At 36.3% G+C, this 12,999-nt stretch carries 10 protein-coding genes; 6 read left to right on the top strand and 4 right to left on the bottom strand.

The genetic code is table 11. The features are described 5' to 3' along the window. Positions 1-9 precede the first annotated feature (9 nt). Positions 10-1,092, top strand: coding sequence for a putative type IX sorting system protein PorV2 (locus tag EG359_RS18025; RefSeq protein WP_076356084.1), 1,083 nt, complete (start codon positions 10-12; stop codon positions 1,090-1,092). A 10-nt stretch (positions 1,093-1,102) separates the two neighbouring features. Beyond that, positions 1,103-1,864 carry a hypothetical protein gene (locus tag EG359_RS18030; RefSeq protein ID WP_076356717.1) on the top strand — a complete coding sequence of 254 codons (762 nt, stop codon included), beginning with the start codon at positions 1,103-1,105 and terminating at the stop codon, positions 1,862-1,864. 450 nt (positions 1,865-2,314) lie between these two features. On the opposite strand, the gene uvrC is transcribed toward EG359_RS18030, so the two are convergent. Together uvrC and EG359_RS18040 are read right to left on the bottom strand one after the other, a co-directional pair. Continuing rightward, positions 2,315-4,111, bottom strand: a complete 1,797-nt coding sequence (gene uvrC, locus EG359_RS18035; RefSeq protein ID WP_076356086.1) for an excinuclease ABC subunit UvrC — start codon at positions 4,109-4,111, stop codon at positions 2,315-2,317. An 87-nt stretch (positions 4,112-4,198) separates the two neighbouring features. After that, positions 4,199-4,960, bottom strand: a complete 762-nt coding sequence (locus EG359_RS18040; RefSeq protein ID WP_076356088.1) for a hypothetical protein — start codon at positions 4,958-4,960, stop codon at positions 4,199-4,201. A 130-nt stretch (positions 4,961-5,090) separates the two neighbouring features. On the opposite strand from EG359_RS18040, the gene hutH reads away from it, so the two are divergent. From hutH to EG359_RS18055, 3 genes are all read left to right on the top strand, one after another. Then, the gene (gene hutH, locus EG359_RS18045; RefSeq protein ID WP_076356090.1) at positions 5,091-6,578 is read left to right on the top strand and encodes a histidine ammonia-lyase; all 1,488 of its coding nucleotides are present in this window, start codon (positions 5,091-5,093) and stop codon (positions 6,576-6,578) included. A 73-nt stretch (positions 6,579-6,651) separates the two neighbouring features. Continuing rightward, on the top strand, positions 6,652-7,101 hold the full coding sequence (locus EG359_RS18050) for a GNAT family N-acetyltransferase (protein ID WP_076356092.1): 450 nt from the start codon (positions 6,652-6,654) through the stop codon (positions 7,099-7,101). 263 nt (positions 7,102-7,364) lie between these two features. Continuing rightward, positions 7,365-8,846, top strand: coding sequence for a S8 family peptidase (locus tag EG359_RS18055; RefSeq protein WP_076356094.1), 1,482 nt, complete (start codon positions 7,365-7,367; stop codon positions 8,844-8,846). Positions 8,847-8,931: 85 nt separating this feature from the next. Here the strand turns inward: EG359_RS18055 and ygiD are convergent, their stop codons facing one another. Next, a complete protein-coding gene (ygiD, locus tag EG359_RS18060; RefSeq protein WP_076356096.1) occupies positions 8,932-9,759 on the bottom strand; it encodes a 4,5-DOPA-extradiol-dioxygenase in 828 nt (275 codons plus the stop codon). Positions 9,760-9,841: 82 nt separating this feature from the next. After that, a complete protein-coding gene (locus tag EG359_RS18065; protein ID WP_076356098.1) occupies positions 9,842-10,354 on the bottom strand; it encodes a YceI family protein in 513 nt (170 codons plus the stop codon). Positions 10,355-10,801: 447 nt separating this feature from the next. Between EG359_RS18065 and EG359_RS18070 the strand changes: the two genes are divergently transcribed. Further along, positions 10,802-12,940 carry a S9 family peptidase gene (locus tag EG359_RS18070; RefSeq protein WP_076356100.1) on the top strand — a complete coding sequence of 713 codons (2,139 nt, stop codon included), beginning with the start codon at positions 10,802-10,804 and terminating at the stop codon, positions 12,938-12,940. Positions 12,941-12,999 lie beyond the last annotated feature (59 nt).

Genomic DNA, 12,999 nt, shown 5'->3' on the forward strand with positions numbered 1-12,999 from the left:
TCAATTTTTATGATGAAAAAATATTTTTTACTTGCATTTTCACTGCTCTTTGGGCTGTCTCAATCCCAGATTATCAGGAAATATTCCAATGAATTCTTAAATATCGGAGCCGGTGCACGAGGACTGGCAATGGGTGGAGCTGTTATTTCCAATCAGGATGATGTATACTCACCGATGTGGAACCCGGCAGGTTTAATGTCTATTGAAAAAGACTGGCAAGGAGCTGCAATGCACGCAGAATACTTTGAATCTATTGCTAAATATGATTATCTGGCCTATGCTAAGGTATTGGAAGAGGGGGTATTTGGGGTTTCTGTAGTGAGACTTGGAGTAGATAATATTTTGAACACTACCCAGATGATTGATTCTGAAGGGAATATTGATTATGATAAGATCACAAAATTCTCTCAATCTGATTATGCTGCCATACTTTCTTATGCATTCCGACCTGGAGGAAATCCAAACCTGGATGTAGGGGTGAATGCAAAAATTGTTTACAGAAATGTAGGGAAATTTGCCAACGGATATGGCTTTGGATTTGATGTAGGAGCTATCTATAAAGGAGAGAATGGATGGAAATTCGGTGGAATGGTAAGGGATATTACAACTACAGTTAACTTTTGGAGTATTAATCAAAAGGAATTATCAACGGTTGTGAATGGGGAAGAATTTAACCCGGCACCAAAGGATAAAATGGAACTTACTATGCCTAAACTTAATGTAGGGGCAAGTAAACTGTTTGAAATTAACAGCAGCGTCTATGTATTACCGGAAGCGGGAATTAATGTTGATTTTGCAAAAACAGCCTCATTAATTTCTACAGATTTTGCAAGTATAAGTCCTTATGCGGGAGCAGAACTTGGGTATCAGAAAATGATCTTTGTGAGATTGGGTATCAACAGATTTCAATCTATTACAGATATAGAGGATTTAAAGAGGAAAGTTTCATTCCAGCCTAGTGCAGGTATTGGGATCAGATATAGAGGACTTACATTGGATTATGCTATTACCAATTCAGGAATAGGTGGTTCTAATTTCTATTCTAATTTCTTCTCACTTAAACTGGATATGGGAGCATTCAGAAATGATTAAAATGACAAAAATGAAAAAAATATCGATATTGTTGTTGGCGGTATGCTCAACGGCTATTTTTGGACAGAATGTTTCAGACTATAAATACATATCTGTTCCGGTAAAATTCCAGACATTCAAAAACAATAGCTATGGTTTGGAAGCTTATTTATCAAAAGCTTTAAAAAACAAAAGTTATGTGGTTTTGCCTGCAAGTGTAGACCAATGGCCATCAGAAGCTAAAGATAACTCTTGTAATGTGGTGAATGCTGATGTTTTAAATGATAAAAGTTTATTTACAAACAAAGTAATATTGCAATTTAAGGATTGTAATAATAAAGTTATTCTTGAATCTAAAGGACGTTCTGACATAAAAGAATTTGAAGAAGGCTTTCCTGATGCATTAAAGCAAGCATTGGTAAAAGTAGGTGTTTCTAGTCCAAAAGCTATGCTTCCGGCTCAGGCACAATCTTCAAATGTAACCCATACTGTTCAGACCTCTTCTTCTGAAACAACAACAGCTTCTTCTTCGGTTTCAACTACTACAAGTAACTATTCTAATGGTAAATCAGATTTGCAGAAAATACAAATTGATGCCAATCAGTTTATTTTAGCGAAATCAGGAAGTTCTGTACCATTTGCTGTTTTTAAGACAACATCCAAAAAAGATGTATTTATTGTAAAAATGGCTGACGGGAACACTACTATTGGGTATTTTGAAAACGGAAATATTGTGATTGATATTCCGCAGGCTGATGGTAGATATTCTAAGGAAGTATTTGCAGGGAAATAGATATAATATTTTACTCAATTAAAATAAAATAAGCTCTTGAAAAAGAGCTTATTCTTTTTGAATATGTTGATGTGTTTTTTCTCTTTTTTAAGACATGTACAGTTTACTTCAACTGTTGTCATGTAATTATGGAAGCCATCAGTAATGAGAAAACTTGCATTTAGAATAAAGGATATTACCAATGGGTGTTATAAATGGTAAATTTATAAAATGAGAATTATTTTCACGGTATTATTGTTCTTGATTAATAATACTAATTTACGAAAAAAATATAAATAATACTATTATTTAATGTAAATTTTAAAATTATTTACATTTTGTTGTTTTTTATTTGTTTTTTTAAGGATTTTTAAGGGTTTGTATCTCTTGTTGGGGAAATAGAGGTTGAGTGAAAAATCAATACTAAAAGTTCAATTATTTGTGAATAATTCATTAGCGTAATGTAGCTGATTAGCTATTTGCATTGAAGAACTCCCAGATCACCTTAGCTTTACTTTTTCCTAAAATCTCCTCCAAAGTTTCCAAATTAGACTCTTTAATTCGTTTAACGGACTTTAGCTTGGATAGTAATAACTCAATGGTCTTTTCTCCTACACCTGGAATTTCTTCCAATTCAGATTTTATGGTAGAATTTTTTCTTCTGGTTCTGTGATGCTTTACTCCAAAACGGTGAGCCTCATCCCGCACTCTTTGCAGAATCTTTAAGGTTTCAGATTTTTTATCAAGATACAATGGGATAGGATCTTCCGGGAAGAAGATTTCTTCTAGTCTTTTGGCAATACCTACAATAGTGATTTTCCCATAAAGACCAAGCAACCTTAAGCTCTTTACAGCCGATGATAGCTGTCCTTTTCCTCCATCAATAAGAATGAGCTGTGGTAGATTTTCGCCCTCATCCAGCATTCTTTTGTAACGACGGTAGATCACTTCTTCCATGGTGGCAAAGTCATTGGGACCCTCCACCGTTTTAGGATGGAAAATTCTATAATCTGCCTTACTTGGTTTACCATCTTTAAAAACTACACAGGCAGAAACAGGGTTCGTTCCTTGAATATTTGAGTTATCAAAACCCTCAATATGTCTTGGTTCCACGGGCATTCTGAGAAGCTTCTGCATTTCAGCCATGATTCGGTTGGTATGTCTTTCCGGATCAATGATCTGAACCTGCTTTAGTTTTTCCAGACGATATTCCTTTGCGTTCTTTTCTGAAAGTTCCACAATTCTCTTTTTGTCTCCAACCTTAGGAACAATAAGCTTCACATTCGGAATTTCTACGGAGAGGTGGAAAGGGAGAAGAACTTCCTTTGAATCGGAGGAAAATTTCTGCCGAATTTCAATCAGGGCTTCTTCCATTATATCTTCATCTGTTTCTTCCAGAATTTTTTTGATCTCTGTGGTAAAGCTCTGAATAATATTTCCATTTCTTATCTTAAAGAAGTTGATGTAGGCAGCAGTTTCATCGCTGGTCATTCCAAATACATCTACATCATCAATATTGGGATTTACAACGGTATTTTTGGCCTGATAATCTTCCAGAATATCCAACCTTTCCTTAATGATCTGGGCTTCTTCAAACTTAAGGTCAGAAGCCTGTTTCATCATTTGATTGACAAGATACTCCTTAGCCTTTCGGAAGTCTCCTTTAATGATCCCACGGATGGCATCTATTTTCTCATCATAGTCCTCCTTGCTTTCAAGATCCTCGCAGGGGCCTTCGCAGTTTTTGATATGATATTCCAGACAAACCTTATATTTTCCCTCGGAAATTTTGTTGGCAGCAAGATTCAGGTTGCAGGTTCTGAGTTTATAAATATGTTTAATGGTATCCAGTAAGATCTTTGCAGGACGTACCTTTGCATAAGGTCCATAATATTCGGAACCGTCTTTAATTTTATTTCTGGTAAGAAAAATTCTGGGAAAATCTTCATTTTTGATGCAAATCCAAGGATAGGTTTTATCATCTTTCAACATTACGTTATAAAACGGCTGATGTTCCTTGATCAGATTGTTTTCCAGTAAAAGAGCATCATACTCGCTGTTCACAATGGTGGTTTCCAGACGTTGGATCTTACCAACCATTATTTTGATTCTGTACCCAGATAAATTTTTATTGAAGTAGGAAAGAACCCTCTTCTTTAAATTTTTCGCCTTTCCGACATACAAGAGTTGTTCGTTTTTGTCATAATAACGATAAACACCGGGTTCAGATGGTAAAGTTTTAAGCTGTAATTCTAAAGAAGGATTCATATAACAAAATTAAGGAAACTTTCCCTATTAAAAAGCAGAAAACCTGTAGTAAGATCTACAGGCTTTAATTTATATATTTAAGTAGTTTTATCCGTTTGTCATTGCAGTGTATTCACTTACAAGAAAGCTGAAATAATCCCATTCAACAGAATTTTTAGGATACTTTTTTACAAATTCTGAATTATCACCAAAAAGAAAATCATAGTTATCCTCAAAATCATCCTTGTGAAGCCACATAATTTTGTCTCCTTTCTTCACATAATAAGACTTGATAACTCCGCCGCCAAGCTGTGGAGATCCCATTACAGAAAATCCGGTCGTTTCTTTAGCTCTTGGATCATGGTATACAGAAATAATATCATCGAAACCAGGGTTGATGACCTGCATTAGGAATTCCTTTTCATCTTTCTTATTCTTTAAAGACACTGTTTGGTTCACAAAATAAATTCTGTCGTTATTAGTACTTTTCGTTAGTTTCTTGGTACTGTAATTTCTGATGTTCCCCATGTACTTTGAAACCTTCATAATTTTTTCTCCATTACTTGGGTAAACATACATTTCACTAATCTGATCCGCACTAAATTTTGTAGTCTTCTTGGTAATACTGTCTTTGATGGCTACCTCATAAATTTGCCCCTTTTTTGTTTCGATGCTGTTACAGAAACCCTTGTGGGAAGTTCCATCTTTTAGAGTAATGGTTGATGTTTTTTTAGGGGATGGAGTATTAAAACCTTCATTGAAGAGATACATCTCCATTTTTTTGATGTCTTCTTTGGAATATTTTACTTTCTGTGCGAAAGTTGTGGTAGCTGTAATGCATAAAGCAAGCAGTAATGTTTTCAGTCTCATGTATTATTGTTTTTAATTTCGGGGCTAAAAATAGTAAATTAATTTACTTCTTTTCATAAAAAGATAGAACGATGAAATTTAGTTTCTCTAGTTATGGTTAAATGCGTAATTTTAAGAAAATTTTTTAGAAATGATATACGGAGTAGATGTCTTTACTTTCCATGATGTTCTGGAAATATGCAAAAAGCCAAATAAAGCTAAGCTTAATAAAGCGGCAAAAGAACAAATTTTAAAATCTCAGAGAAACGTACAGAAAATAGTAGAATCCGACAGATGTGTATATGGGATCAATACAGGATTCGGGCCATTGTGCGATACTAAAATATCGGCTGATGAAACAGCCCAGTTACAGTATAACCTTATTATTTCTCATGCAGTAGGGGTAGGAAAGCCAATTGAAAAGGAACTTTCCAAGATTATGATGATTGCTAAGGTTCATGCATTGTCAAAAGGATTTTCAGGAGTTTCCCTGGAAGTTATTGAAAGAATGATTCTGATGCTTGAAAAAGACATCATTCCAGTTGTTCCTGAGCAGGGGTCTGTAGGGGCTTCCGGAGATTTGGCACCTCTGGCACACCTTGTACTTCCTTTGTTAGGCTTAGGACAGGTTTGGGAAGGTGATAAAGTTTCCAATACGATGGAAGTATTGGAAAAACATAATCTTGAGGCATTGGTTTTAGGACCAAAAGAAGGACTAGGGCTCATCAACGGAACACAGTTTATTCTGGCTCATGCCATAAAAGGACTTGAAAAATTTGAATACTTATTAGACCTTGCAGATGTAACTGCAGCAATGAGTATTGAAGCATATAGAGGTTCTGCAAGTCCGTTCAAAAAAGAACTTCATGAGATCAGACCTTTTGCGGGAAGTAAGAAAGTAGCAGCAAGAATGCTGAAGTTCCTAAAAGGATCAGAAAATATGCAGGCTCACGAAGATTGTGAGAGAGTTCAGGATCCTTATTCCATGAGATGTGTACCACAGGTTCACGGGGCAAGTAGAAATTCTTTTGAACATCTGAAAGGAATGGCAGAAACAGAATTGAACTCTGTAACAGACAACCCAATTGTATTAAGTGCTGAAGAATCTATTTCCGGAGGAAATTTCCACGGACAGTTAATGGCTTTGCCTTTAGACTATGCAACATTGGCCGCAGCAGAACTTGGAAATATTTCAGACAGAAGAAGCTATTTATTATTGGAAGGGAAATATGGTCTTCCAAGATTATTGACGGAAAGCTCAGGGTTAAACTCAGGATTCATGATTCCTCAGTACACTTCTGCAGCGTTGGTTACTGAAAACAAAACATTGTGCTTCCCGGCATCTGCAGATTCTATTCCAACCAGTTTAGGACAAGAAGATCATGTTTCCATGGGAAGTATCTCCGGGAGAAAGTTCAATCAGGTTCTTGGAAACCTTGTCAATATTCTATCTGTAGAATTGATGTTTGCAGCACAAGGACTTGAATTCAGAAGACCAGCAAAATGCTCTAAATTGATTGAAGAAAACTACACTATTCTTCGTTCTAAGGTTGCTAAACTTGAAGACGACAGATTGATCGGACAGGATATGCTTGCCATTGCGGAGCTTATCAATGAAAGAAAGTTTGTTGTAAACTAATCAAAAATAAAATGAAAGCTTCCGAAAGGAAGCTTTTTTGTTTACTATTATATATTAAACTTTAATTAAAAATATGAACTTACATAGAACAGATTCTAATCATCCTGATTTTCAAAACCTGGTAAAGCACCTTGATGCAAGCCTTGCAGAACATAATGGAGATGACCATGCATTCTTTGATCAGTTTAATAAAATTGATACAATTAAAAACTGTATTGTAATTTACATTGATGAAGTTCCGGCTGCTTGTGGGGCTTTCAAAGAGTTTTCAGAGGATGCTGTTGAGATTAAAAGGATGTTTACAAATCCGAAATTCAGGAAAAGAGGACTAGGAACCACTATCGTAAAGGAACTGGAAAACTGGGCAAAAGAACTGGGTTATAAAAAAGCAGTATTGGAAACATCTCAGGATCTTAATAATGCCATTTCAGTTTATGAAAAAAGCGGATTTCATAAGATCCCTAATTATGGTCAATATATAGGTGTTGATAGCAGTGTATGTTTTGAAAAGGTGTTAAGTTAAAAAGTTCGAGATTCAATATAAAAGTTAATAGAATTAGTAGTACTGTTAACTGCAGCATTATTTTCAGTGGAGGAGTGGTAAATTGAAGATTAGTCGGAGTGGTGCTATCACCATTTTCTTTTCCATTTTACAAATAATATATAAAGTACAAAGGGTTGATTTCTAACAGCTAATTAATATTCACATAATGCTAAATTCATTTTTTTTAAAGCTGTAATTCCCGTTAAAGTGTTATATTGTGGCTCCAACCAAAATTATAACATATGAAAAAAAGTGTATTCTTCTTGGCATTATTTCTTGCCCTAAACTCTTGTACCAGAGATGAAATTCAAAATGGAAATCCTAATACTGAAGTAACTCAGAAAGGTCCATTGACAGAAAAACAGATTAATGAAAGAATCAACCAAGCCATTAAAACTGATGGAACTTTCAATTGGAAAAATGAATCTGATCATTTCCTTTGGAGTGCTGTTTTTCATGGAAACAGAATGGTATCAGTAGGGTTTGGTTCATCCAAGGATGATTTTGATAGAAGTAAATCTGCGGACAATCAGGCAATGGAAAATGAAATTTTATCTGTCATCAAAAAATATGAAGGAGTGGACACTGCAAGATTCCTCCTTACTTCGGATAAATATCTCAATCAGATGGATGTCATTATTGACAAGGAAGAAACTTTAGCAGCTCTTCGTCAAATGAAAACCATCCGTTATGTGGAGCCGGCAGATTATCACTATTTTGAAAATGAAGCCAAGTTTAATACAACAGGAAGATCTTCTGGCAGTGGTTCTTCGGGGTGTGGTTTCTCATCTGCAACCCTAAGTGCAGTAGATTACACTTCTACCACTCCAAGTGCAAAAATTCCATGGGCATTTACAAAACATAGTATTCCTGAGGCGTGGAGCTACAGTACCGGAGCAGGAGTAACGATAGGTCTTATTGATACCGGAGTTTCCCCTGAACAAACCTTACTGGGGGGCAGCTTTAATAACGGAGCTTCATCAGGAAGAACAATCAGTAAAGTTGGGGCCTATAATTCTGACGGTTCAGCAGATCAGTGCGGGCATGGAACAAAAATGGCTTCTGTAATGACAGCACCAAGAAATAACGTAGGATTGCCTGTAGGAGTAGCTTATAATGCTAACTTAATTGCCTACCGTGCTGCTGAGAATGTTGTACTAGAGACTTCCAGCGAGCAGAATGGAGTGAAAACTGCATTTACGGATCTGGGTAATAATACCAATGTAAAGATCATTTCCATGTCAATGGGACATATTTTTTCTGTAGGTAAAATTGAAGACGGAGTGAAGTATGCCTATGCGAGAGGAAAATTAATTTTCTGTGCAGGTGGAACTTCTACCAGCTTTACCAATTTTGTAGGTGTTATTTTCCCTGCATCAATGTCAGAAACACAGGCAATAACAGGAGTGAAAGAGGGAACCTCCAATCAGAAGTGTGATGTTTGCCACTCTGGAAGCCAAATTGATTTTACATTCCAAATGGAGAGAGCATCAGGAAGTACGGTTCCGGTTTTAAGCTATTATAACGGACAGGCAGATTATGTAGGTGGTTCTTCAGTGGCTACAGCAGCTACAGCAGGAATTGCAGCCTTAGTTTGGGCTAAAAATCCATCATGGACAAGAGATCAGGTCCTTAATAAAATGAGACAGGCGGCTACTTACTATCCGAATGTTAATTCAAGCTATGGGTATGGAAATATTAATGTTTTAAAAGCAGTACAATAACCATATTCCAATACAAAAGAAAAGGAAATATCTCCACTGAGGTATTTCCTTTTTTATTTTTCAGAAAAATATTTCTTTGAGTTTCTTAGCCAATTCTTACGCTTGTCATGCTAAGAGAACCACCAATAAGTTCATCGTTGAATAACGTGAGTTCCTCAGATTTATCCTTTAATCCTAAAGTGTAGAGCAATGGCAGATAATGATCAGGTGTAGGAATAGCATATTGCAATGATGTTCCTTGCTTCTGATAGTCAATAATACTCTGAAAATTACCATCCAAAAGCCAGTTATTGGTTTTTTCTCTGGCTTCTATTGCCCAGTCCCAGCCGGCGCCCACCGTATTGATGTTTTTCCAATCAATTAAACGTAGATTGTGGACAATATTTCCGCTTCCGATGATTAAAATACCTTTTTCACGAAGTTTATTCAACTTCTTTGCCAGATCATAGTGATACTGAGACGGCTTTGTATAATCAATACTTAACTGGATTACCGGGATATCTGCATCAGGGTACATATGCTTGATGACAGACCATGCGCCATGATCAAGCCCCCAGTTATGATCTTCTTCCACATCTATAGGAAGCAAAAGTTCAGCAGTTTCCCTGGCTAATTCCGGATTTCCGGGAGCAGGGTATTGTACATCAAACAGCTCCTTAGGAAAACCATAAAAATCATGAATCGTTTTAGGCATTTCCATAGCCGTTACAAAAGTTCCCTGCGTATACCAATGCGCAGAAATACAAAGAATAGCATTCGGTTTTGTAATTTCACTTGCCGCATTTCGAAATCCTTGTACAAACTGGTTTTCTTCAATGGCATTCATGGGAGAGCCATGTCCAAGGAATAAAACGGGCATTCTTTGAGTATTTTTAAAGCCTTCGCTTATGTTTTGCAGATCGTTGAGATTCATAAATTGCTTAATTAATAAAAAAATAAAAGGTTCAAGGTTTTAGTAAAAAATCCCTGAACCTTTCAAAAAGTTATGTTACAAATTATACTTGCTTTACAAACTGTAATTCGCCAGCAATTTTTACATCATCACTCACCATTACACCTCCTGCTTCAAGAGCTGCATTCCAGTTAAGTCCAAAGTCTTTTCTGCTGATTTTCCCTTCAAAAGAAAAACCTGCTTTTGTATTTCCCCATGGGTCCACATTTATTCCTCCGAAGTCAACATCCAATGTCACTGGTTTTGTAATTCCATTGATGGTAAGGTTTCCTACAACCTCATCATTTAATTTCTGAGATTCAAAAGTAATCGTTGGGTGAGCTTCAGCATTGAAGAACTCTGCAGACTTTAAGTGGTTATCTCTGTCTGTATTATTAGTGAATACAGAATCAGTCTGGATGGTTGCAGTAGTTTTTGCATTTGCGAAAAATTCATCTTCAGCCTCAATTTCAGCAGTGAAAGTTCTGAAGCTTCCTTTTACGTTAGAAATCATCATGTGTTTTACTTTGAAAGTAATTTCACTATGCGTTGGGTCTAGGTTCCATTTTGTTGCCATTGTATTTTGTATTTTTTGTTATTATTAATGATGCAAATTTAGAACAGAGAGCATATACAAGTCATTGATATAGGATAAGAAATGCATGTAAGCTTTCAATTTCATCCAACTTTAACCTTTTTAGAAGCTTTTTCCCGCTATCCACTCATACTCCTCACGCCAATCCCTCCAACATCTAAACCCTTTCAAATCCAATGCATGTTGCGGGGTAACCGTTACTATCGGGGCTGGGATCTTTCTCATTATTACAATTCCCGTACCCTAAAAACGCTCTTGTAGATCAATTTTTGTGTCTTCATATTTATCCAATAATCTTCACAAAATTCTAGTATTAAGGTAAGAAATAATTTTTATCAATTCATTAATCGTATTTTATGAATGTTTTATTTTAACGTTTCTTAACGGATGATTTTTATTTCTTATTTTTGATGGATTCAATTTTATACAATGAAATTACATAAATTTTCTTTATTGATGCTTGTTGTGGGCAGTTCAGCATTTGCCCAGACACAGAAATTTACGATGGCGGAGGCTGTAAATGGGATGAGAACCAACCTTGCCGTGAAAAATATTTCACAATTTTCATGGTCTGCAGACGGAAAATCTTACATTCAGGCAGTAAAAGGTGGATATCTGGCAACAGACTTAAAAACAAACAAACAAGACACCTTGGTATCCCTAACACAACTGAACAGACAGTTTATAAACGATAAGTTGAAAACTGTTCCACCAATCAAGTTTACGGGAACATCCAATGGATATTTCAACACTGGTGGGAAAATGTTCTGGATAGAAAAATCAGGAAACGACTGGAAAGTAAAGAATTCAGTGGTGGTAGATCAGGATGCTGCCAATGTGAAAATGTTTGGTGATGGGCAGACTTTTGCCTTTACAGTAAAGAATAATTTATTTGTGAATAAAAACGGCAAAACCATTGCGGTAACCAATGAAGCCAATGAAAATATAATCAGTGGTCAGGCCGTTCACAGAAACGAATTCGGAATTGATACAGGAATTTTCCCTGCTCCAAATTCTGAAAGTGTAGCTTTCTACAAAATGGATCAGACGATGGTAGCAGATTACCCGATTATTGATTGGTCTGTAACGCCAGCCGTTAATCATAACATGAAGTACCCAATGGCTGGGCAGGCTTCACATCAGGTAACATTAGGGGTTTTCAATATCAAAACTCAGGCAACCACTTTTCTAAAGGTTGAGGGTGAGAAAGATCAATATCTAACGGCTATCACATGGAGTCCTGATTCAAAATATATCTTTGTAGGTGTATTAAACAGAGGCCAGAATCACATGAAAATGAACCAATATGATGCTGCTACCGGAACATTGGTGAAAACATTATTTGAAGAAACAGACAGCAAGTATGTTGAGCCACAACATCCGCTTACATTCTTCCCTAATTCAAATACCGATTTCATCTGGCAAAGTCAGAGAACAGGATACAATCATTTGTTCCATTACAATCTGGATAAAGGATTGGTCGCTCAAATTACAAAAGGAGACTGGTTAGTAACCGATATCTTAGGATTCAACGATAAGAAAAAGGAAATTTATTTTACTTCAACAAAAGAAACTCCTTTAGAAAGACATTTATATAGAATTAACTGGACGAATTTCAAAATGCAGAGACTTGACAGCAGTGAAGGGATGCACACCGGAGTTCTAAGCAGTGATGGGAACCATTTATATGATGTTTACAGTAATGCAAATTCTCCGAGAGTAGGAGATATCATCAATACAACAAATTTAAAATCTACAAATATTCTTACTTCTGAAAATCCATTAAAGAACTATCAGAGACCGGAAATTAAAAATGTAGAATTAAAAGCTGATGATGGAACACCATTATACGGTAAAGTGATCCTGCCAACGAATTTTGATCCTAATAAAAAATATCCAACCATTGTTTATCTGTACAACGGACCGCACTTACAGTTAATCACGAACAGCTTCCCGGCTTCCGGAAACCTTTGGTACGAATACATGGCTCAAAACGGATATATCATCTTTACAATGGATGGAAGAGGTTCTTCCAACCGTGGGATGAAGTTTGAACAAGCCGTTTTCAGAAATTTGGGAACAACAGAAATGAATGACCAAATGAAAGGGGTAGACTACCTGAAATCTCTTCCATATGTAGATGCAGAAAGAATGGGAATCCATGGATGGAGTTTCGGAGGATTTATGACAACAAGCTTTATGCTTCGTAAGCCTGATGTATTTAAGGTAGGTGTTGCCGGTGGACCGGTAATTGACTGGAGCATGTACGAGATTATGTACGGTGAAAGATATATGGATACGCCACAGGAAAACCCACAAGGGTATGCTGCAGCTAATCTTCTGGATAAAGTTCAGAACCTGAAAGGTAAATTATTGATGATTCACGGTGCACAAGATGATGTAGTGGTATGGCAGCATTCCATAAAATTCATCAAGTCTGCAGTTGATAATGGCGTTCAGTTAGATTACTTTGCATATCCTGGACACCCCCACAATGTTATCGGAAAAGACAGAGTTCACCTGATGCAGAAAATCACAGATTACTTTAATCTGTATCTTAAAAAATAATAGAAAAATCCAGCCGGAACGGCTGGATTTTTTGTTTTTGCTAATCTTTTTGGAAAGCG

The organism is Chryseobacterium joostei (assembly GCF_003815775.1).
Classification (GTDB): domain Bacteria; phylum Bacteroidota; class Bacteroidia; order Flavobacteriales; family Weeksellaceae; genus Chryseobacterium; species Chryseobacterium joostei.